This is a genomic window from Mesorhizobium waitakense, assembly GCF_056431085.1.
In genome coordinates this window covers 65000-85563 of the sequence record NZ_JBWKME010000019.1, presented here as the reverse complement: position 1 = coordinate 85563, position 20564 = coordinate 65000, and the positions used below count along the sequence as shown (strand labels likewise).

At 62.9% G+C, this 20564-nt stretch carries 19 protein-coding genes and 1 pseudogene; 8 read left to right on the top strand and 12 right to left on the bottom strand.

From position 1 onward, the window contains the following. Positions 1-85: 85 nt before the first annotated feature. Both cysS and AC07FD_RS06615 read right to left on the bottom strand, forming a co-directional pair. Positions 86-1519, bottom strand: coding sequence for a cysteine--tRNA ligase (cysS, locus tag AC07FD_RS06620; RefSeq protein WP_478349189.1), 1434 nt, complete (start codon positions 1517-1519; stop codon positions 86-88). A 623-nt stretch (positions 1520-2142) separates the two neighbouring features. After that, positions 2143-2901, bottom strand: a pseudogene (locus AC07FD_RS06615) (SOS response-associated peptidase); the annotation flags it as partial. A 143-nt stretch (positions 2902-3044) separates the two neighbouring features. Between AC07FD_RS06615 and AC07FD_RS06610 the strand changes: the two are divergent. The 4 genes from AC07FD_RS06610 (at position 3045) to AC07FD_RS06595 (ending at position 5394) form a co-directional block, all read left to right on the top strand. Next, positions 3045-3476: an NUDIX hydrolase gene (locus AC07FD_RS06610; RefSeq protein ID WP_478349188.1), complete on the top strand. Its 432-nt coding sequence runs from the start codon at positions 3045-3047 to the stop codon at positions 3474-3476. 65 nt (positions 3477-3541) lie between these two features. Next, positions 3542-3919 carry a TIGR02301 family protein gene (locus AC07FD_RS06605; protein WP_478349187.1) on the top strand — a complete coding sequence of 126 codons (378 nt, stop codon included), beginning with the start codon at positions 3542-3544 and terminating at the stop codon, positions 3917-3919. A gap of 361 nt (positions 3920-4280) precedes the next feature. Then, positions 4281-4538, top strand: coding sequence for a hypothetical protein (locus AC07FD_RS06600; protein ID WP_008874920.1), 258 nt, complete (start codon positions 4281-4283; stop codon positions 4536-4538). Between the two features lie 70 nt (positions 4539-4608). Continuing rightward, on the top strand, positions 4609-5394 hold the full coding sequence (locus AC07FD_RS06595; RefSeq protein WP_478349186.1) for a hypothetical protein: 786 nt from the start codon (positions 4609-4611) through the stop codon (positions 5392-5394). 34 nt (positions 5395-5428) lie between these two features. On the opposite strand, the gene AC07FD_RS06590 is transcribed toward AC07FD_RS06595, so the two are convergent. After that, positions 5429-6760: a dihydroorotase gene (locus AC07FD_RS06590; protein WP_478349185.1), complete on the bottom strand. Its 1332-nt coding sequence runs from the start codon at positions 6758-6760 to the stop codon at positions 5429-5431. A 73-nt stretch (positions 6761-6833) separates the two neighbouring features. Between AC07FD_RS06590 and ygfZ the strand changes: the two genes are divergently transcribed. The 3 genes from ygfZ (at position 6834) to AC07FD_RS06575 (ending at position 10531) form a co-directional block, all read left to right on the top strand. Further along, positions 6834-7691, top strand: coding sequence for a CAF17-like 4Fe-4S cluster assembly/insertion protein YgfZ (gene ygfZ / locus AC07FD_RS06585; RefSeq protein ID WP_478349184.1), 858 nt, complete (start codon positions 6834-6836; stop codon positions 7689-7691). Then, positions 7691-8326, top strand: coding sequence for an HD domain-containing protein (locus AC07FD_RS06580; RefSeq protein WP_478349183.1), 636 nt, complete (start codon positions 7691-7693; stop codon positions 8324-8326). The genes ygfZ and AC07FD_RS06580 overlap by 1 nt, the downstream gene beginning before the upstream one ends. A 66-nt stretch (positions 8327-8392) precedes the next feature. Continuing rightward, the gene (locus tag AC07FD_RS06575; RefSeq protein ID WP_478349182.1) at positions 8393-10531 is read left to right on the top strand and encodes a putative bifunctional diguanylate cyclase/phosphodiesterase; all 2139 of its coding nucleotides are present in this window, start codon (positions 8393-8395) and stop codon (positions 10529-10531) included. Positions 10532-10544: 13 nt separating this feature from the next. Here AC07FD_RS06575 and AC07FD_RS06570 read toward each other — a convergent pair whose 3' ends face one another. After that, positions 10545-11435 (bottom strand): fatty acid desaturase family protein, encoded by an 891-nt coding sequence (locus AC07FD_RS06570; RefSeq protein WP_478349181.1) that lies wholly within the window; start codon positions 11433-11435, stop codon positions 10545-10547. A gap of 112 nt (positions 11436-11547) precedes the next feature. Between AC07FD_RS06570 and AC07FD_RS06565 the strand changes: the two genes are divergently transcribed. Then, complete coding sequence (locus AC07FD_RS06565) at positions 11548-12480, top strand: LysR substrate-binding domain-containing protein (protein WP_478349180.1); 933 nt, start codon at positions 11548-11550, stop codon at positions 12478-12480. 10 nt (positions 12481-12490) lie between these two features. On the opposite strand, the gene AC07FD_RS06560 is transcribed toward AC07FD_RS06565, so the two are convergent. The 8 genes from AC07FD_RS06560 to AC07FD_RS06525 form a co-directional block, all read right to left on the bottom strand. Next, complete coding sequence (locus AC07FD_RS06560) at positions 12491-12763, bottom strand: DUF3303 domain-containing protein (protein ID WP_095086548.1); 273 nt, start codon at positions 12761-12763, stop codon at positions 12491-12493. Positions 12764-12780: 17 nt separating this feature from the next. Then, the gene (locus AC07FD_RS06555; RefSeq protein ID WP_477226250.1) at positions 12781-14244 is read right to left on the bottom strand and encodes a RimK family protein; all 1464 of its coding nucleotides are present in this window, start codon (positions 14242-14244) and stop codon (positions 12781-12783) included. Continuing rightward, the gene (locus AC07FD_RS06550; RefSeq protein ID WP_478349179.1) at positions 14241-15347 is read right to left on the bottom strand and encodes a peptidase C39 family protein; all 1107 of its coding nucleotides are present in this window, start codon (positions 15345-15347) and stop codon (positions 14241-14243) included. The genes AC07FD_RS06555 and AC07FD_RS06550 overlap by 4 nt, the downstream gene beginning before the upstream one ends. Positions 15348-15553: 206 nt before the next feature. Further along, the gene (locus tag AC07FD_RS06545; RefSeq protein WP_478349178.1) at positions 15554-16345 is read right to left on the bottom strand and encodes an anti-sigma factor family protein; all 792 of its coding nucleotides are present in this window, start codon (positions 16343-16345) and stop codon (positions 15554-15556) included. Then, on the bottom strand, positions 16342-16860 hold the full coding sequence (locus tag AC07FD_RS06540; RefSeq protein ID WP_477399491.1) for a sigma-70 family RNA polymerase sigma factor: 519 nt from the start codon (positions 16858-16860) through the stop codon (positions 16342-16344). The genes AC07FD_RS06545 and AC07FD_RS06540 overlap by 4 nt, the downstream gene beginning before the upstream one ends. 162 nt (positions 16861-17022) lie before the next feature. Beyond that, positions 17023-17439: a type II toxin-antitoxin system VapC family toxin gene (locus AC07FD_RS06535; RefSeq protein WP_478349177.1), complete on the bottom strand. Its 417-nt coding sequence runs from the start codon at positions 17437-17439 to the stop codon at positions 17023-17025. After that, positions 17439-17681: a type II toxin-antitoxin system VapB family antitoxin gene (locus AC07FD_RS06530; RefSeq protein ID WP_478349176.1), complete on the bottom strand. Its 243-nt coding sequence runs from the start codon at positions 17679-17681 to the stop codon at positions 17439-17441. The genes AC07FD_RS06535 and AC07FD_RS06530 overlap by 1 nt, the downstream gene beginning before the upstream one ends. A gap of 61 nt (positions 17682-17742) precedes the next feature. Continuing rightward, the gene (locus AC07FD_RS06525; protein ID WP_478349175.1) at positions 17743-20493 is read right to left on the bottom strand and encodes a DUF2339 domain-containing protein; all 2751 of its coding nucleotides are present in this window, start codon (positions 20491-20493) and stop codon (positions 17743-17745) included. Between the last annotated feature and the right edge of the window lie 71 nt (positions 20494-20564).

Here is a 20564-nt window from a genome sequence, read left to right as displayed (position 1 = left end):
ATTGGCGAAAGCCAATGTGACATCCAATCTCCCCCCTTGAGGGGGAGATGTCCGGCAGGACAGAGGGGGGTGTTTCGCGCCACCCTCACCGCTTCACCTCCCACGTTGTCACGCGCTCTCCGGTGACGGGGTCCTTGCCGTCCTTCAATTGTACGCCTTGTGCCAGCAATTCGTCGCGGATGCGGTCGGCGTCGGCCCAGTTCTTCGCCGCGATGAGCGCGAGGCGATTGGCGATCGCCTCGGCAACACCACCTTCATCAATGTCGGCCGAGGCGACATCGAAGCCGAGGAACAGCAGCGACGCCTTCAGCGAAGCCGCCGCTTCGTTGCCGTCCACGGCCTCGCCGGCCAACTGCGTCAGGACCTGGAAGGCGGCGTAGGTGGCGAGATCGTCCGACAACGCTTCGATGACCTCCACCGGCAATTGCCCTGCGGCCGGCGCAAGATCCGCCGCCCGCTTCCATTTGCGCAGCATGTTCTCTGCCTCCTCCAGCTTGCGTACGGAAAAGTCGATCGGTTCGCGATAATGCGTCATCAGCATTGCCAGCCGCAGCACCTCGCCCGGCCATTTGCGGCCGCCAAAGATATCCGTCTCCAGCAACTCGTTGATCGAATAGAAATTGCCGAGGCTCTTCGACATCTTCTGGCCTTCGACCTGCAGGAAGCCGTTGTGCATCCAGATATTGGCCATGACGTCGGTGCCATGGGCGCAACGCGACTGGGCGATCTCGTTCTCATGGTGCGGGAAGATCAGGTCGAGGCCGCCGCCATGGATGTCGAAGACCTCGCCGAGATAGGCGGCCGACATCGCCGAGCATTCGATGTGCCAGCCCGGCCGGCCCCTGCCCCACGGGCTGTTCCAGCCCGGCTCCTCCGGTGACGACAACTTCCACAGCACGAAATCTTGTGGGCTTTTCTTGTGCGCGTCGACGGCGACGCGAGCGCCGGCCTGCTGCTCGTCGAGATTGCGCTTCGACAATTGTCCATAGTCCGGCATCGAGGCGGTGTCGAACAGCACTTCACCCGCCGCGACATAGGCATGGCCGCGTCCGATCAGGCTTTGAATCAAGGTGATCATGTCGGCCTTGCCGTCAGCGCGGGGCTCGACGAATTCGGTGGCGCGCGGCTCGACCGTCGGCTCCAGGCAGCCGAGAACGGCCACATCCTTGTGGAACTGGTCTGCCGTCTTTTCGGTGACCCGCCGGATCGCCTCATTGAGCGAGAGCGCGCCGGAAGCGATCTCGCCGCCGAAGTCCCGCAGGGCGCGCGCGTTGATCTTGTCGTCGACGTCGGTGATGTTGCGCACATAGGTGACGTGCGCCTCGCCATAGAGATGGCGCAGCAAGCGGAACAGCACGTCGAAGACGATCACCGGCCTGGCGTTGCCGATGTGGGCAAAGTCGTAGACCGTCGGGCCGCAGACATACATGCGCACATTGCGCGGATCGATCGGGACGAAATCCTCTTTCGTTCGCGTCAGCGTGTTGTAGAGGCGCAGGCCATGCGATGCGTCAGACATTCGTGCCTTCCCGGTTCGTTATGTTTTGACTGAAGCCGGGCGCCCGCCGAGGCGCAAAACAGACTCCAGCCTGCTGGCCGGGGCGTTTGTCCAATCTGGGGAAGATGAGGCGAAAACGTCCGGACCAGCGCGAGGCTAGCCAATAATGCAAATGCCACAAATGGCGAAAGACGTTTTCATGGGCGGCTTTATCGCCTTGGCAGGTGTTGCCGTCAAGTCGCTACTTTCGACAAAAACGTCGTTGGATCACAGGTAAAGGCGCGCCGAAACATTTTATTAAACATGTCGGCACAGTGATGAAACATTCGTCGACTAGTTCAGCAGGCGTCACGATTTGGTCAGAATCGGCCATCAAACGGCAGACACGAAAATGTTACCTGGGAAGAGAGACATGCCCCGAACCAAGCAGGAATCCAACCGCGCCAAGCAACCGGCGCTGGCCAACCACTACCGCGCCATCGGCCCGGCCGCGATCGTCGCCGCCCTTCTCCATACCGCGAAGAAGAAAAAGCCGGCGCAGAAGATCGTCTCGCCTCGCGCTGCCTGAACTGGTGCCCGACCGACCCCGAAGGCGCCGGCGACATAGCGCTGACATGTGCCTCTAAAGCCGACATGCGCCTCAAAAACAGTGTCATCTGACTATCGTCCGCGCCGGGCTTCTGGCGCCTGACCTTCTCGGGCTCCGGCCCGATCTCGCCCCTCTCCTGAATCTCCGGTCCGGTGTTGACGACCTTGTTGACGAGGTCGGACACGGGAATTGCTTCGAAGAAATCAGGCTGCGCCGGCCGCAACAGGTCGGCGACATCGCGTGGCTCAAGCGTGCGGCAATCCAGCCAACGGGCAAAGTCGCTGGCATCGATCACCACCGGCATACGGTCGTGAATATGGGCGATGTCGGCATTGGCATTGACGGTCAGGATGGCGCCGGTGTCCATTTCCGAACCGCCCGGCTCGGCATAGGTCTCGATCAGTCCGGCAAAGGCGACCACCCCGCCATGCCTGGGCCGTATCCAGTAAGGTTGCCCCTTCTTGCCCCCGGTTTGCCGCCACTCGTAAAAGCCGGATGCCGGCACCAGCGCACGACGATGGCGCATGGCGGCCTTGAACGAAGCCTTTTCGGCGGCCGCTTCGGAGCGTGCGTTGAACAGCAGCGGAAACTCCCTGGTGTCCTTCACCCAGGTCGGGATCAGCCCCCAGCGCACCAGCATCGGCTGGCGGTCCGGCAGATTGGAGCCCGGCGCCCGCGGAGCACCGGCGATCGCCACCAGGATCGGCTGCGTCGGCGCGATGTTGTAGCGCGCCGGGAAATCCTCAAGCCCCGCCACGCCCAGAAAGGCGGCGGTCCGATCCGGTGTCGCGGTCAAGGCAAAACGTCCGCACATGGTCGACTGGTGCCTTCGAATGGTTCGGCCGAATGGTTCAGCTTGAAAGTGGCGATGGAACCGGCGTTGCGCAATCGCTAAAGCTTCCCCATGCTGGACGGTCCACAACAGACCTGCCTTCAAACGAGCCTGATCGGGAATCCATGAACGAAGCGCGCAAGACACTTCCGGCCGTCTCGGTGGCCGTCGTGCGCGGCGACACCGTGCTCTTGGTCAAGCGGGCGCGGCAGCCATCGCAAGGGCTCTATGCCTTTCCAGGCGGCAAGGTCGAGACCGGCGAGACGCTGGAGGCCGCGGCAAAGCGCGAATTGCTGGAAGAAACCGGCTTGCACGCCACCGACTACCGCCCGCTTCGGGAAATCCACATCGACAGCAGGGATGACGGCCACCCGGTCGATTACCTTCTGACAGTGTTCGGAGCCGCCTATGCCGGCGGCGAGGCGGTGGCCAGCGACGACGCCGAGACAGCCGCCTTTTATACGCTCAGCGAGATGGCGCGGCTGCCACTTGCCGGCTCGGTCCTTGCCGTCGCCGAAGACTTGCTGGGCCTTGGCGCAAACGCCGGGCTGCCCTGAAAATCGCCTTGCGGGCGACAGATTGTTTCGCCACAAAGGCTTATGCCGTTTGGCCAAGAGAACTTATGAACCGTCCATCCCTGCTTCTCGCCGTATGTCTGGCCGTCAGCGCGGCCATCTCGACGCGGCCGGCGCTCAGTGCCGAATCGCCGTTCGAACCCGGGCTGATGAGGCTGGCGGAAGTTCTGGGATCGCTGCATTTCCTGCGCAATTTGTGCGGTGAGAAAGGCGACCAGTGGCGTATCGAGATGCAGAAGCTGCTCGATTCGGAAAATCCGGACGCCGAGCGGCGCGCCCGCTTCATCGCCAGCTTCAATCGCGGCTACCGCTCATTCGGCGGCGCCTACACGCAGTGCACCCCCTCGGCCACCGAAGCCATCAGCCGTTATATGAAGGAAGGCGAGACGCTGTCGCGCGACATCGCCTCGCGTTATGGCAACTAGGCATTCCGACCTGCCCATCCACAGATATCCGGACCATCACCGGTGGCGGCCGAAATATCCGGCTTGTGCCAAGTGACGTCTTGGTGCAATCCTCATGTGGCACTTCTGCAACAGTCTTAACGAAACCTTACTCCGCGAATGCGGAATTAACTCAAACTGAAGGTTTTCGCCCCGCAGGCCGCCCTAATCGGCTAAGTTTGGCCCGAGTTGAACGCAGCTTCGCGCAAGGCAATCGGTCTTTGTAAAAGACGACCAAAAAAATGTCGTATTTACAGATACTTAATTGACCCTGCGTGTGAAATGAACAGATCAAGCCTGATCCACATCGACGGATCGCCGCTTGAAAGGGTGGACATCGCATATGGAACATGGTGTCAACGACATCGACGCGCTGGTCAGGGAAGAGAAGCGCCTGACCGCCGTGGAAAGCCACAGCGAAGCCTGGGCGGAAGGTCTCTCCGCCGGCATAGAACCCGAGATCATTGCCGAGGCAGCGCTCGAGACGGCGTTCGGCGAGATGTTGCGTGCCAACGGCGAGACCTCGGCCCTTGCCCTGCTCGACCGTATGCGTGAAAAGGTGATTGCTGGCGCCTTCGAACCTGAACGGCTGCGGCACTGAACCGACACCCTGTTCTTTGACAGCAGAATGCCGCTCGGGCGTCATGCCCGGAAGCAGGGAGAAACGGGCAGTGAGTTTTTCGATGTCAGGCAAGCCGGTTGGCTTGGTCCTCTACATCTGCTTCGCCGCTGGCTGTGCCGCGATTCCCCTGGTTCTCGTCAGCAGCCCCGCTTATGCGCTGAGCGAGATCAAGCGCGAAGAGCTCCCCGCCCCCGTCACGCCGCCGGCGGACGACGACATGTCGCCGCCGGGAAGCACCGTGCCAATGCCCGACCCCGTCGGAACGCCGCCTCCAACCAGCAAGCCGGCTGGGTCTGACGAAGCCGAGCCGGACAGCCCGCCGAGCGGCGGCGGCGTGACCCGGCCGCGCGTCGATCCGGAAACGCCGGTGCCCGAGGTCGTCTACGATCTCGGCAAGCTGCCGGAACCGGTACGGCGCATGCACGACCTGATCGTCGAAGCCTGCAAAGGCGGCGACATCGAAAAGCTGCGGCCTTTGATCGGTACGGGCGACAACACCACACAATTGTCGCTGACCGATATAGACGGCGACGCCATCGCCTTCCTCAAGGGTCTCTCCGGCGATCCCGATGGCCAGGAGATCCTGGCCATCCTGGAAGAGGTGCTGAGCGCCGGCTACGTCCACCTCGATGCTGGCAAGCCGGAAGAACTCTATGTGTGGCCATATTTCTTCGCGCTGCCGCTGGACAAGCTCGACGCCAAGCAGCGGGTCGAACTGTTCAAGATCGTCACCGCCGGCGATTTCGACGACATGAAGCAGTTCGGCGCCTACATCTTCTACCGCGTCGGCATCACGCCCACCGGGCAATGGACGTTCTTCGTCGCCGGCGATTGAGCTCTTTTTGGCCCGCCTTGCGGGATGTGGGAGCTTAGCGAGGCAATGCCTCGGAAAACTCCACCGCCCTGCCCTGGCCCGGCGCGACGATCTCGCCTTCCCACATGACGCGGCGGCCGCGAATGACCGTGCCGACCGGCCAGCCGGTGACCTGCTTGCCGTCATAAGGCGTCCAGCCGGCTTTCGAGCCGGCCTGCGCATTGGCGATGAATTCCTGCCGCTTCATGTCGACAATGGTGAAATCGGCGTCGTAGCCCGCCGCGATGCGGCCTTTTCTCGCCATGCCGAAAATGCGCTGCGGACCGTGACTGGACAGGTCGACAAAACGCTGCAGCGTCAGCCGGCCGGCGTTAACATGGTCGAGCATGATCGGCACCAGCGTCTGCACACCGGTCATCCCCGACGGCGAGGCCGGATACGGTTTGGCTTTCTCGGCCAGCGTGTGCGGGGCGTGGTCGGAGCCGAGCACGTCAACGATGCCTTGCGCAATGCCATGCCAGACGCCGTCGCGGTGTCTGATGTCGCGCACCGGCGGATTCATCTGGATCAGCGTGCCGAGCCGCGCGTAATCGTCAGCCGACAGGGTCAGGTGATGCGGCGTCGCCTCGCAGGTCGCGACATCCTTGTGCTGCTGGAGGAACAGAATCTCCTCGGCCGTCGAGATGTGCAGGACATGGATGCGGGCGCGAACATTGCGCGCGATGCGCACCAGCCGTTCGGTGCAGCGCAAGGCGGCGATCTCGTCGCGCCAGATCGGGTGCGATGACGGGTCGCCTTCGATGCGTTCGCCCTGACGCTCGCGCAGGCGGAATTCGTCCTCGGAGTGAAAGGCTGCACGGCGGCGCGTATTCCTCAGGATCGAGGCGACGCCTTCATCGTCCTCGACCAGGAGGTCACCGGTGGACGAACCCATGAAAACCTTGATTCCGGCCGCCCCCGGCAGCCGCTCGAGCTCGCCGACGTCTTTCGCATTCTCGCGGGTGCCGCCAACCCAGAAGGCAAAATCGCAGTGCATGCGACCGTTGCCGCGGCGGACCTTGTCGGCAAGCGCTGCCTCGCTGGTGGTCAGCGGATTGGTGTTGGGCATCTCGAACACGGCGGTGACGCCGCCCAGCACCGCCGCCCGCGAACCCGTCTCCAGATCTTCCTTGTGCTCTAGTCCTGGTTCCCGGAAATGCACCTGGCTGTCGACGACACCGGGCAGGATGTGCAGGCCGCGGCAGTCGATCGTCTCGCCGGCCGAGGCCTGGCCGAGTTCGCCGATGGCGGCGATGCGGCCGTCCTTCACACCGACGTCGCGAGCCCCTTCGCCGTCATGGTTGACCACAGTGCCGCCTGTCAGGATGAGGTCGTAGGTCATGGCCATTCTCTCTTGCGGGGGGAGTGCCAGCGGCTTACGTAAAGGCCGACCGTTTTGCAAGATCAGGCTGCTTTCGCCAATGCCCTTCGCCCAACTCAAAGACCGCGCACTCATCTCCGTCTCGGGCCCCGATGCCGAGCATTTCTTGCAGAACATCCTGACCACCGATCTCGACGTATTGATACCCGGCCGAGCAAAACCGGGCGCGCTGCTTTCGCCGCAAGGCAAGATCCTGTTCGATTTCCTGATCTCGCGTGCCGGCGAGAATGCATTCAGGCTCGAATGCCGTGCCGACATTTCAGATGATTTCGTACGCCGGCTGACGCTCTACAAGCTGCGCGCCAAGGTCGAGATTGCCAAGGCGGATCAGGCGCTTGTCACCGTCGCATGGGGAGATCAGTCAACCACCTCGCAATCTGATTCAACGGCGGCCGACACGCGCTTTGCGAACGGCGCGGTCACGCGTTCCTATGGCCAAGCGGATGAGCGGAGCGACCTTGCCGCATGGCAAGCCTTCCGCATCGCCAGCGGCATTGCCGAAAGCGGCAGCGACTACCAACCTGGAGACGCCTTCCCGCACGACGTGCTGCTGGACGAGACCGGCGGTATCGGTTTCAAGAAGGGCTGCTATGTCGGCCAGGAGGTTGTCTCGCGCATGCAGCATCGCGGCACGGCCAGGCGGCGTGTGCTGATCGTCCAGGCTGGACTTCCCCTGCCCGCCACGGGCACCGAACTGACCGTCGAGGGGCGGCCCGTCGGCACGCTTGGCTCGAACGCCGGCACGACCGGGCTCGCCATTGCCCGCATCGACAGGGTCAAGGCGGCGCTCGACGCCGGCCAGCCGATCATGGCGGGCGACGTGCCGGTTACCGTGGCCATCCCCGCCTGGGCGAAGTTCAGCTTTCCGCGGGAAGTCGTCAGCGCGGAGGAGGCCTGATGGCGGCCGATCGCGTCGGCGCGCCGCCACGCGCCTGGCAGCGCATGCTGTCCGGCCGTCGGCTCGACCTGCTCGACCCCTCGCCGCTCGACATCGAGATTTCGGACATTGCGCATGGGCTCGCCCGCGTTGCCCGCTGGAACGGCCAGACCAGAGGCGAGCACGCCTTTTCGGTCGCCCAGCACTCGCTGCTTGTCGAGGCCCTGTTTTGCGACCTGGTGCCTGAGGCTTCGGCCGACGCCCGGCTGGCGGCCCTGCTGCACGATGCCCCCGAATATGTCATCGGCGACATGATCTCGCCGTTCAAATCGGTGATGGGCGGTAGCTACAAGGACTGTGAATTGCGATTGCAGCGTGCCATCCATCTGCGCTTCTCGCTGCCGCCGAAACCAGCCGCGGCGCTGCGCAAGGAGATCAAGCGCGCCGACCAGATCGCCGCCTATTTCGAGGCAACGCTGCTTGCCGGTTTTTCGACCGCCGAGGCGACCGAGTTCTTCGGCCGTCCGCGCGGCTTCAATGCCGATCGCTTCGATTTCACGCCACGCTCCGTGACCTCAGCGCAAAATGCGTTCCTGAAGCGCTTTTCGGCAATCGAGAAGTCGCGTCACCAGGTTCCGGCACCCGTTATCGGCTGAAAAACGCTAAATTAACCGGCGGCGACCACACTAACCCGTTCGATCACGATCCGCAGGCGCGCCTTCATGCCCGTCGCAGATGCCAAGGGTGGTTCGTCCGTCCCGGAACCGGGGGCCGAAGGCATGGATCGGTCGCGCCACATGGAAGACGAGTTACGCGAACAGAACGAACGTTTTTCGGCCGCGGTCGAGAACATGTCGCATGGTTTGTGCATGTTCGACGCCGACGAGCGCATGATCATCTGCAATCGCAACTACATCAACATCTTCTGCCTCGACCCCAAGGTGACCCGGCCCGGCATCCGGTTCCTCGATATCCTGCGCCACAGCGTCGACATCGGTATCGCCTCGCAGAGTGCCGACGAACTCTATGCCATCCGCAAGCCCTATATCGACCAGGCGAAAGCCTCGACCTACGAGGAGACACTGTCGGACGGCCGCATCATCAACATTTCGCATCGCCCGCTGGCTTCAGGCGGCTGGGTCTCGATCTACGAGGACATCACCGAACAGCGGCGCGCCGAACAGGATCTCAAGGAGCAGCACCGCCGCTTCGACGCAGCACTTGCCAACATGTCGCAAGGCCTGCTGATGTACGACGCCGATGGCAAGATGATCGTGCGCAACCGGCGTTTTCTGGAGCTCTACGACGTTACCGCTGCGGACTTCCCGCTTGGAACGACGCACCGCGACGCGCTCGAGCGACTGCTCGAACTCGGCATCTATGCGAAGATCGACGTCGACAGTGAAGTCGCCAAAATCGAAGCCTGCCTGGTCGCGGCAAAAATGCATTCGGCCTATCGGCATCTTACCGACGGCAGGACGGTTCTGGTCACACGCCGGCCGATGAGCGGCGGTGGCTGGGTGGTGACCTTCGACGATGTCACCGAACGTCGCCGCACTGAAGAGCGCATGACCCATCTTGCGCATCACGACACGCTGACGGGACTGCCCAACCGCTCGATGTTTCGCGAACGGCTCGACCATGCGTTGGAGGACGCTGCTGCACCGCTGGCAATCTTCTCTCTCGATCTCGACCGCTTCAAGGCGATCAACGACACGATGGGGCATCCGGCCGGCGACTGGCTGCTGAAAAGCGTGGCCGAGAGGTTGCGGCGTTGCCTGCGCGATGAAACAGATATCGTCGCCCGTTTCGGCGGCGACGAGTTCGTCATAATCCAGTCCAACTTCAAAGACCTTGCCGATGCGGAAAAACTGGCGAAACGCATCGTCGAGGTGATCGCAAAACCGTTTCGCGACAAGAGCCGGGAGATGCATGTCGGCATCAGCCTTGGCATCGCCGTTTCCCCCAACGACGGCAGGGATGCCGACACGCTGCTGAAGAACGCCGACACGGCGCTCTACCGGGCGAAGAGCGAAGGGCGCAACCTGTACCGCTTCTTCGAGCCAGCAATGGACGCCACGGTACAAGCGTGCCGGGCACTTGGGGTCGACCTCGAGACAGCGCTGCCGCACCAGGAATTCGATCTCGATTTCCAGCCCATCATGAACATAGACTCCGGCGAGATCGTCGGCGCGGAAGCCTTGATGCGCTGGCATTCGCCGACACGCGGCACGGTGGCGCCGGACAACTTCATTCCGGTCGCCGAAGAAACCGGGCTGATCGTGCCACTTGGCGAGTGGGCATTGAGGAAAGCCTGCGCGGCGGCGGCGAGTTGGCCTTCCCTCCTGCGCATCGCGGTCAATGTCTCGGCCGTACAGCTCAAAAGCGGCGGCTTTGCCCGTAGCGTCATCTCGGCGCTGGCCTTCTCCGGCGTGCAAGCCAACCGGCTGGAACTGGAAATCACCGAAACCGTGCTGATGGACGAGAGCGAGACCGTGCTGAAGACGCTGCGCCAATTGCGCGAGCTGGGCATCCGCATTGCGCTCGACGATTTCGGTACCGGCTATTCCTCGCTCGGCTATCTCCGGCGTTTTCCCGTCGACAAGATCAAGATCGACCGTTCGTTTATCCGCGACATCGGCAATCGCGACACAGCGGCGATCGTTCGCACCATCATCGGGCTGGGCGCCGAGCTCGGCATCACGGTCACCGCCGAGGGTGTCGAGACCGAGACGCAGCTCGACATTCTGCGCGCCAATGGCTGTGTCGAAGCGCAGGGCTATCTGATCGGGGTGCCGTCAAGGGCGGCGGATATTGAGCGCCTGCTGACATCGCGCGCGTTGCACAGCCAGACCGGCTGAGGTCGGCCAACCGTCAGCGCAATGTCTCGACGTATTTTTCGTGGAAGCTGACATAGCCCGGTTCGACAATCTTCAGATGCCGCTCGATCAGCGCATGAAACTTCGGCAGTTGATGAAACGGCACGCCGGGATAGGCATGATGCTCTGCATGGAACGGCATGTTCCACGCCAGCTTGCGCACCAGCCAGTTGGTCAGCGTGGTCCTGGTGTTCTCCAGCATGTTGGCGACGAATGGACAACGGCCATGCTCGGCCAGGAGATAGAGGCGCAGAAACGGCTGCCCGAGCAGGGCCGGCACGATCCAGACGAAGAGAAGCACCGTAAGCCGGAAATAGACGGCCAGCAGAATGACCACGGCATAGAAGGCAAGCATGGCTCGCGCCTCGACGCGCACCTTGGTGTAGCCTTTTGGCGGTACATAGCCTTCCCGGCCGCGGCCCATCGCATTGCCACAAAGCGTCTTGAGGTGCCCCCACCACACCGGGATGCCGGTGAGATGGACTAGGTATTGCCTCCATGTCTCCGGTTTGGGGAAAGCCAGTTCCGGATCATTGTCCGGGTCCTGGGTGTATCGATGGTGGGCGAAATGGAAATAGCGGAACCAGTCCGCAGGCAGCCCGATCGCCAGGCTGCACACCCGCGCCACGGCATCGTTCAGCCACTGCGTTTCGAAGGCCGTGCGATGCACCGTCTCGTGCAGCAGCGTGAACAGGAAGACGATCAGGATGCCTTGCGGCAGCATCAGCAGCGGCCAGAACGGAACCCTGGCGGCGATCAGCGATCCGATGATGATGATCGCACCCCAATGAGCACCAAGCTGGACAAGACCCGCGACGTCGGATTTGGCGGTCAGGCGATTGCGCTCTTGCTGCGTCAACGATGCAATTACGTCGCGATGGTCCACTGGCGTCATCCGGAGTTCGAAAAATGTCGACGCCCATCGTATTCAACAAGAAAGCTTTCTGAAAACGAGGAATTATGCGATTTAGATAAGGTCATCTTATCTATCGGGCAGCATGATCGCTTTTCCATCCTTGCGCGGACTCCAGGCTTTCGAAGCGGCGGCGCGTTCCGGCAGCTTTGCCGCGGCAGCCCAGGAGCTGTCCATCTCGGCTGCCGCGGTCAGCCAGTTGATCCGGACCATCGAAGACCAGATGGGCCGCAAGCTGTTCAACCGGGTCAACCGCCGCGTCGTCCTCACCGACGCCGGCAGGGAAATACTGCCTCGGCTGACAACGGCATTCGGTGAGATCGGCAGCGTGTCACGCGAACTGGGCGGCGCCGAGTTCCGCTCCCGGCTTGTCGTGTCAGTCCCGCCATCCATGGCGATGGGCTGGTTGTCGTCGCGTCTGGCGGGCTTTGTCGCGGCCCACGGCGCTGTCGACATATCGCTCAGAGGCGAAGACGACCCGGTATCGTTCGACCGCGACCTGATCGACATCCGCCTTTCCTATGGCCGTTCGCACTATCGCGACCAGGCAACGGAAGACATCGCCAGGGATGCCGTCTACCCCGTTTGCGCCCCTGATCTCGTCGCGACGAACAGATCTCTGGACGGTACCGCCCTCACCGGTCTGCCGCTGATCCACACCGACTGGGGCCCAACGGGCGCGTCGTTCCCGTCCTGGCGCAACTGGTTCGAAGCGATGGGCATCGAGCCTGGCCGGGCAGCGCAACGCGGCCTTTCGGCGAATTCGTCACGGGCCGCCCTTGATCTTGCGATTTCCGGCCTTGGCGTGGCGCTGGCACAAGGGGTCTACTGTGCCGAAGCGCTGGAAGACGGCCGGCTGGTCAGGCCGCTGGCCCAGGCGCTGGAGCTGCGCCAGCCTTATTGCATGACAATCCCGGAACGCAGCGCAAGACGCGATGTGGTGGCGGCATTTCGCCAGTGGCTGATCGAGGAATGCGTGCGCACGGTCAAATCGCCAGCGCTGACCGAGGGCCGTTGACGGCCGCCGCTCAGAGGTGCCCGCTCAGTGCCTCCACCATGTCCTTGTTCGTCGCCACGGGAACGATCTCGAACTCCACCAGATCCGCCCATTCGATGACCCAGCGCTGCAGCAGCGTGACGTCATCGGCCTCCACCAGCAGGAAGCAGCGGCTCATATCCGCCGCGATCCAGCTATGGTGCACGAGCAACTGGTCCGGCTTCAGACGGCCGCGATCGCTGAAGCGACGGTAGATATCCTTGCGATCGCAACCGCGAAAGTCCTCGATCACGACGAACAGCATATCCACCCCCGATCAAATTAGCGCCCCGGCCGGTCCAGCCGCTCCAGGAACCACTGCGTCAGCCGCACCCAGACCTCGTCCTTTTCGCCGGAATCTTCCCAGCCATGGTCGAGGTTCGGATTGTCGTTGACCTCGATGACGAAGACGCCATCTTTGGTTTCCTTGAGGTCGACGCCATAGAGCCCGTCACCGATGCAGCGCGCCGCCTTCACCGCCGTCTCGACGACATGCGCCGGGGTTTCCTTCAGCGTGAAGGTCTTGATGCCACCCTGGTCGGGTTTGCCGTTGGCCTTGTGGTTGACGATCTGCCAGTGCTTCTTGGCCATCAGATAGTGGACGGCAAACAGGGGCTGGCCGCCGAGCACGCCGACACGCCAGTCATATTCGGTCGGAATGAATTTCTGCGCGATCAAAAGATCGGAATCCTCAAGCCATTCCGTGGCAAGCGTCTTCAACTCCTCGAAGTCAGCGCATTTCTTGACGCCGCGCGAGAACGACGAATCAGGGATCTTCAACACCAGCGGAAAGCCGAGCGTCTGCGCCGCCAGTTCGAGATCCGAGCTGCCGGCGATCATCACCGTCGGCGGCACCGGCACCTTGTTGTAGGCCATCAGCTCGTTGAGATAGACCTTGTTGGTGCAGCGGATCATCGACAGTGGATCGTCGATCACCGGCATGCCTTCCTGCTGGGCACGGCGGGCGAAACGATAGGTGTGGTTGGAGATCGAGGTGGTCTCGCGGATGAACAGCGCGTCGTAGTTGGCGAGCTTGGCGAGGTCCCGCTTGGTGATCGGCTCGATTTCGACGCCCATCTTTTCGGCGATCTTGGCCCAGTAGCGCAGCGACGAGATCTCCGACGGCGGCAATTCCTCATGCGGATCGACCAGCGTGGCGAAGGTGTAGCGCGCCGGCGTGCGGCCCTTGGTGTCGCGCCACTCGCGGTTGGTGTAGGTCTCCAGGCACTGGATGAAGCTTTTTTCTTCGTCCTCGGTCATCCGCGCCAGCGGATGGAAGCCGATCTTGCGGATCGAAGCCCATTCGGCGCTGTCCTTGATGTGGACTTCGAGTGCCGGTGCGCGGAACCAGTCGAACAACAGCTTGGCGAACCGGTCCCAGATTTTCGACGGGCCGATGCCGAAGAAGATGCAGACCTTGGTTGGAAAGGCGCCGCCGAGATCCTTGCGGCATTTGTTGAGTGCCAGTTCCAGTTCCGGCAACGCATGTTCGTAGAGCTTGCGCTCCGACAGGTCGATCATCGTCTCGACGGTCGGAATGACCTTGTGGCCGCGTGAGCCCGCCAGCAGCGAGGCGTAGTAGCCGCGGCTCTGGTAGCCGTAATTGTTCGACAGGTTGATTACCTTCGGCCGCTGGCCGCGAAACAGCGACGGATGCGCAAGATAGTCACGGTTGGTGATGATCTTGTGCGGTGTCGCCACCTGGTCGAGATCGCTCTGCCGGCCGGTAAGGATGACCCAGGTCATTGTCTGTCGCGCTTTCCCAGAGTGATGGAGGCACGCAGTCCGTCGCGGCCGAACTGCGCCATGTTCATGAAGATGCCGTAGGGCACGGGAATGTTGGCGGCATCAAGGATGGTCTCCTGTCTTTCGTCCTCGACCCATGGATCGTGGATCAGGATATGATCGCCGTCATCGCCGATCGCCAGCACCCAGTGCGGCACCTTCTTGCCGAACATAAGGAAACCGCTGATCAGCACCAGCACCAGTTTACCCTCCGCGATCGCGGCGCGAATGTCGTCGATGGTGAATGGACGGTAATTCACCGGGATGCCGTAAAGTTCCGCGCGGCGGCGAAAGTCGACCTGGGCCAGTTCCATCACCCGGCGCTTGTCCTCGCTGCGCACCGACTGCAGGAACAGCGCGCCGTAGAACGAAACATAGATCTCCGCCGCGAGCCCGCTTTCGTAGCCCGAGACAGCGAGGCCGAACGGTTCGCAGCCACCGGGTCCCGACATCATGAAGACAGTCGTCGCCTCGCGCCACAGTCGGATTTCCATGACCGGATCCGGCACGAAGCCGCGATCGAAATTGGCCATCGCCATCATCAGGCAGCATGGCCCGCAGGTGAATTCGCAGGTCTGCTGGTAGAATGGCACCTTGGTGGCGATCGGAATGTCACCGCGCAAGGTCTTTTCGTAGCGAAGCGCTGTCTCGCCGTCCTCGTAGTAGCCGGATTCGCGGCCGATCTTGCGATAGCCGGCCTGCTCATAGATGCGGATGGCCCGGCTGTTGTCTTCGCGCACCTCGAGACGCAGCATCATGCGGCCGTGCTCGAAGGCGGCGTCTTCCGCTGATCCGAGCAGCATGCGGCCAACACCCAGTCCCCCGAAGAAGGGACCGGTGGCGATCGAGTAGAGACGTGCCACCCCGCTACCCTTGCGAAACAGCACGATGGCATAGCCGGCCACGCGGCCATCGACTTCAGCGACCAGCGTCTCGGCGGTTTCGCGCTCGATGAACAGGCGGAAGGAGCGGCGGGAAATACGGTCGCTTTGGAAAACAGCTTTCTCGATGGCGGCGAGATCATCGACGTCAGACGCGCGGGCCGTGCGGATCTCGGCAGGCATGCGGGTTGAGAAAACCTCGATTGGTGGTGGGAAATGCCCTACTGGAAAACGTTCAAGACATCAGTCGAAATACTGATGACCACAAAGCGCTATCGCACCTCGAATAGGGCCGAATTGTGACAGATTCGGCAGCAACCTGGCGATGCAAAACGCTTTGAACAGGATCACTATTTATGGACTGGCGTCGCCATCAAGACGGCGCCTTTTCAACTGGCCAGGCCAGCCAGAAGCTGGCCATAGGCGCTCTTTGCCACGACGGCCAATTGCTCGCTTGGCAGCGAACCGACGACGGCGCAGCCATAGCCCTTGTCCAGCCAGTAGACGGCCTGGGGACCGTCTTGGGCCGATGCATAGGTTCCCTTGGCATTCTGCGCCGATTGCGCCGTGACGAACAGAGATATGCGCTCGCCCTTGTCGTCCTCGTAGAGCAGCATCGCGGCCTTGCTTTCTCCGGCTGGCAGCAACCGGCCACCGACCAGTTGGAAGCCGTTCGCCGTCAGGTCGGGCGCCACCAGCTTCAGCCCGACCCGGTTGGACAGCCAGGTCTGGAGATGATCCTTGTCGCTGGCCGGCACCTCGACCGCATGCCGCTTTTCGGCGGCGAAGACGACGTGGGCCGCAATTGCCTGTTCGGCTAGTCGATCTTCGGCCGGATTCTCCTGTCCGATGCGGTCGATGCCGGCAAGGTAGCCGCCAAGCCCGCCGGCGACCACAAGCACGGCCGCCGCGGCGGCAAGCCACCAGCGCGAGCGTGAGGCCGCAGCCTTGACCGGCGTCTCGCCGAACACGACCTTGCGCAACCGCACTGGGACGGGTTCGTCCAGCACGCCGGCAAAGGCGGCGCGCAATGCCGTCCGATCGGCGGTGAAACGGGCGCTCCTGGCCTTCATCTCGGGATTGGCGTCGAGCCAGGCATCATAGGCGGCGCGCTCGTCTGCCGGCAGCTCGCCATCGATCGCCATGTGGATGTCACGTTCGGAGAAGTCGCGGCGGATCATTTCTCGACGATCCTTATTGCGCGACGGCGCGCCGTGTCGTCCAGCAGCCCGCGCAATTCCTCACGCCCGCGCGCAATGCGCGACATCAGCGTGCCTGCAGGGACGCCCAGAATGTTGGCGGCTTCGGCATAGGAAAACCCTTCGATGGCGACCATGACAAGAGCCGCACGGCGGTCGGGGCTGATCGCCTGCAATGCGTCGATGATCTCGCGCGAAGCGATGCTCTCCACCTGCTCGGCCGGCTGGGCCACCGCCTCACCTGCTTCCAGCGGAAGCATCGTCGCCTCGCCGCGACGGTTCACCTTGCGCATCTGGTCGATGAACAAATGATGCATGATCGTAAACAGCCACCTCCTGGGGCTTTCTCCCGTCTGCCAGTTGTCGAGCCGGACAAGCGCCCGCTCGAGACAATCCTGAACGAGATCGTCGGCAGCATCGCGGTCGCGCAAAAGCGAGCGTGCGTAGCGGCGCAGTCGCGGTATTTCGCCAAGGATTGCTGCCTTCTTTTCGTGCATGACCGCTGGTTCTGGGTCGCCCTTGTTGATCCGATATTGAACGCGCCTTCTCGGCGCGGCGCAAGCGGCCAGCGCGAAGCGGTCCGCCGCCCCGGTCACCCAAGCAATGAGATAACGAGATGACCGGCTGTTTTATTCCCACCAATCAGGGGAGAAGCCGAATTATCCTAAATCCGTCAGCAAGAAATCGTTGCCCTTGTAGAGCAGCGGAACATTGAGGGTCTTCGCACAAGCATAAGCGAAACAGTCACCGAAATTCAGATCGGCTTGATGCCCAATGGCCTTGCCATAGCGAGCGCTGGCATTGATGGCGTGGAGACCGATCTCTTCGCCGATCACCACATTTTCTCCGCCAATTTCCAAGGTGAATTGATCGACCAGATCGCGAGCCTTGAGGAGGGCCTCAGCCGTCGGTTTACGGGAGCCGGAGGCTGCGCGCGCCAGCGCCTGTGTCGCTTCAAAACGCACCAATGGAGAAACGTAGGACAGGCTGGAAAAACCGGAAAGCCGCTTGATCAATTCCTCCCAACCCGGTTCCCGGTTGAGAATGGCGACAATCACCGACGCATCGACAAACATTAGTCTCCCCACATCTCGTCGGTGAACTTCTTCATGTCGAAGTCGGGATTCGGCAGCCCTATCTTGGTCGCCTCCGCCTGCAGCCTCGCGAGCCGGTCGAGCAGCGGCACCTTGGCGCGATTGCGCTCGAGTTCATGTACAAGTGCGGTCCTAACCGCCTCCGTCTTGCTCGGAGCGTTCGTCTCGCGCTGCAATTTGGCGGCCAGCGCATCCACTTCGTCGTCACGGATATAGAGCGGCATTTGAATATCTCTCAAGCGATATGCAAATATTCCATCTTGCATATTCTTTCAAGGAGCATCTTCATGTCCCTTTTGCCGCCCGCGTCAAAAGCCGCTGATAGAACAGGCCGATGCCGATCAGCACGGCGCCAAGGCCGATGAAGGACAACGCCCGCAACACGCCTTCCAGTTCCGACATGTCGAAGACAAAGACCTTCAGCACGGCGACCGAGATCAGCACGGCCGAGGCAATGCGCAGCACCTGCGATTTCAGCCAGACGCCGGCGGTGAGCAACGCCACGCCGATCACCAGCCACAGCGCCGAATAGGTGTAGGTTTCCAGCTGGCCGAGGCCGCTCCACAGGCCAATGAACTCGCCCTTGAACAGACGCCGCACCGACAGGGTGGCGTAGGCGAAGGCAAGCACGGCCGCCACCAGCGCCAGCATCTGCGCATACCATTTCGGTCGCTTGTCCCTGGCATAGAGCGCTAGTCCGCCGGCAGCGATGGCCGGCAGGAGATAGGCGAGGAACAACAGGTTGAAGACCGGGATCTGGCCTGTCGATTCGTCGGTGAACAACGGGTTCAGCACCACGAAATGCCGGATAAGGATGAAGGCCACCGAAACCACGCCCGCCGCCATCGAGCCATAGCGCAGCACAGAGCTTGGCGAGCGCATGTCGATGGCGACCAGGATGGCGCCGGCGCCAATGGCGATCAGCGTGTAGATTGCCTGCTCGGCGAGCGTCATCGCACCCGTGTCGATGACGCCGCCATGCATGGCATGGCGCACCAGCATGGCGAGCGTGAGCAGCGCAAACAGTGCCGCCGCCGCTTCCATGGCGAGGCGTGGGCGGCCGTTGGTGGTGCGGGCAAGCTGCCAGGCGGCGAAACCGAAGGCGAGCGCCGGCACGCCGTAGCCCGGCAGCAGCCAGTTGAAGACCGGCGTCGTCGACAGGAACTCGGCGCCGACAATGGTCGGGTCAAAGGCGACGCGGCCAAGCACGGCGATCACCGCGCCAACCGAAATCCAGCCGAGCAACGGATAGGAACGCCAGCGCGTCGCCAGCGCCGGCACGATCGCCGCCGCGCCGAGCAGGATGGTGGTCCAGCCGGAATTGAACGCCATATGCAGCATCAGGAGGCCGGCGACGGCCGCACCGCCCAGGGCAAACGACACAGCCACGCCGCCCGTGAGAGGCGGCTCTTCGCTGCGTGCGATCCACTCGCTGCCGGCCGCGAAAACCACGACCAGCAATGCTGCGGCGGCGGCGTAGACCAAGTCGCGGTCGAGATTGCCGAAGGTGAACCAGAGCGCCAGCAGGACGACCAGCGGCACGATGACGCCCCACGCCGCCCATGAGGCCGCGCGGATCTGTGTCGCGGCGGCGAACCTGCGGCCGGCCCAGAAGCCGGCGCCTATGAAGACCAGGCCAAGCGCGATGCCGATACGCAATGTCAGAGCGTTGGACGTGGCCACGGGCAAGCCATCGACGCCCAAAGCACCGGCCGAAAAGTCGGAGGCGATCGAAGTCGGCGGGATGATGCCGAGATAGATCATCACCGTCACCAGTCCTGCGGCATAGAGGAGTGGCAGCGCCAGTGGGCGATAGAGCGCGACGGCCACCATTGCGGCGATCAGCACGGCGCCCGGCAAGGCATCGCCGGCTGCGGCGAAGACCGGGTCGACTGACAGGCCGAGCGCCGAGAATGCGACGAACAGGCCAGGCACGATGGACGGCCAGTCGAAAGCCCTGGCTGGTCCGGCCTCGTCGCCACGACGGCCGAGCCAGACAAACGCAAGCACGGCCAGCGTGACGGCGTCGATGAACAGGATGGTGGAGAGGTTCGCGCCCGGCGCATCGGTCATATAGAGGATGGTCCAGACACCGGTGCCGAAAAAGGCGGCCGCCGTCAGCAACGTCCAGTCGCGCATGCGCGCGATGACGCCGGTGGCGGCAAGCACGATCGCGAGATAGCCGAACAGCGCCCAGGGATTGGGCGCCTGCGAGGCAACCAGCATCGGCGTCACCATGGCGCCGACGAGGCCAATGCCGGCCAGCGCCTGGCCATGGACCAGGGCTGCCGCAATGGTCGCCACGCCGATGGCGCCGAGCAGCGTGAAGGCGAGCGCCGGGCCGATGAAGCCGTAAATGCCATGTGCGGCATAGACGGTGCCGAACAGGATGAAGGCACCGGCTGCTGTCAGGATCGCTGGAATATAGGCGCCGGCAACGCCTTGCACCGGCACCTTGAAGCCGGTGCGGCGGATGAACTCGCCGCCGGCGACCAGCACCAGGCCGAGAACAGCGGCCATGGTCAGCCGCACGCCGGGGCCGAAAATGCCGGCCTCGATGGTGTAGCGGATCAGGAACAGGCCACCCAGCGCCAGCGCGATGCCGCCGACCCAGACCGCCCAGCGGGTGCCGAGTGCCGTTTCGACATCTGACTGGCGGGCGGCTTTCGCTGCCGCGGCGGGCTCGGCAGGTTCTGCTGCCTTGGGCGCCGCATCACTTGGCGCCCATGGCCCGGACACGGCCTCGCCGGTTGGGACTTCCGCCTCGGCAACCGGTGCCTGCGCGGCGACCGCCTCGCTCGCCGCCGGCAAGACGATATCGGCCGCTGCCGCAACGGCCGGAGCCACATCGGCGGGCGGCGCGCTGTCGGCCGCTGCCTGCTCGGACCGCTTGGCCGCGGGCGGCGCGGCGCCCGAAAGGACAAAGCTGCGCAGCGCGCCAAGCTCTCGCTCGATCAGACCGATGCGGCTCTGCTGGCGCGAAATGATGACGAACAAGGCTATGATGGCGACAAGGCCGATCAGGCTTTCAAACATGGCGGTTCCCCCAAACCAGGCCAGTTTTCACTGACGTTCAGTCTCACTGACATTCAAATGCGGCGGCCAAA

Bases quoted from the DNA above. Each gene is read 5' to 3' on its own strand.
- cysS (WP_478349189.1), bottom strand. From the start codon at position 1,519: ATGTCTGACGCATCGCATGGCCTGCGCCTCTACAACACGCTGACGCGA.
- AC07FD_RS06555 (WP_477226250.1), bottom strand. From the start codon at position 14,244: ATGACCTGGGTCATCCTTACCGGCCGGCAGAGCGATCTCGACCAGGTG.
- AC07FD_RS06550 (WP_478349179.1), bottom strand. From the start codon at position 15,347: ATGCCTGCCGAGATCCGCACGGCCCGCGCGTCTGACGTCGATGATCTC.
- AC07FD_RS06565 (WP_478349180.1), top strand. From the start codon at position 11,548: ATGATCGCTTTTCCATCCTTGCGCGGACTCCAGGCTTTCGAAGCGGCG.
- AC07FD_RS06605 (WP_478349187.1), top strand. From the start codon at position 3,542: ATGAACCGTCCATCCCTGCTTCTCGCCGTATGTCTGGCCGTCAGCGCG.
- AC07FD_RS06610 (WP_478349188.1), top strand. From the start codon at position 3,045: ATGAACGAAGCGCGCAAGACACTTCCGGCCGTCTCGGTGGCCGTCGTG.
- AC07FD_RS06530 (WP_478349176.1), bottom strand. From the start codon at position 17,681: ATGCCGCTCTATATCCGTGACGACGAAGTGGATGCGCTGGCCGCCAAA.
- ygfZ (WP_478349184.1), top strand. From the start codon at position 6,834: ATGCCCTTCGCCCAACTCAAAGACCGCGCACTCATCTCCGTCTCGGGC.
- AC07FD_RS06590 (WP_478349185.1), bottom strand. From the start codon at position 6,760: ATGGCCATGACCTACGACCTCATCCTGACAGGCGGCACTGTGGTCAAC.
- AC07FD_RS06545 (WP_478349178.1), bottom strand. From the start codon at position 16,345: ATGATCCGCCGCGACTTCTCCGAACGTGACATCCACATGGCGATCGAT.
- AC07FD_RS06600 (WP_008874920.1), top strand. From the start codon at position 4,281: ATGGAACATGGTGTCAACGACATCGACGCGCTGGTCAGGGAAGAGAAG.
- AC07FD_RS06540 (WP_477399491.1), bottom strand. From the start codon at position 16,860: ATGCACGAAAAGAAGGCAGCAATCCTTGGCGAAATACCGCGACTGCGC.
- AC07FD_RS06560 (WP_095086548.1), bottom strand. From the start codon at position 12,763: ATGCTGTTCGTCGTGATCGAGGACTTTCGCGGTTGCGATCGCAAGGAT.
- AC07FD_RS06575 (WP_478349182.1), top strand. From the start codon at position 8,393: ATGCCCGTCGCAGATGCCAAGGGTGGTTCGTCCGTCCCGGAACCGGGG.
- AC07FD_RS06535 (WP_478349177.1), bottom strand. From the start codon at position 17,439: ATGTTTGTCGATGCGTCGGTGATTGTCGCCATTCTCAACCGGGAACCG.
- AC07FD_RS06580 (WP_478349183.1), top strand. From the start codon at position 7,691: ATGGCGGCCGATCGCGTCGGCGCGCCGCCACGCGCCTGGCAGCGCATG.
- AC07FD_RS06525 (WP_478349175.1), bottom strand. From the start codon at position 20,493: ATGTTTGAAAGCCTGATCGGCCTTGTCGCCATCATAGCCTTGTTCGTC.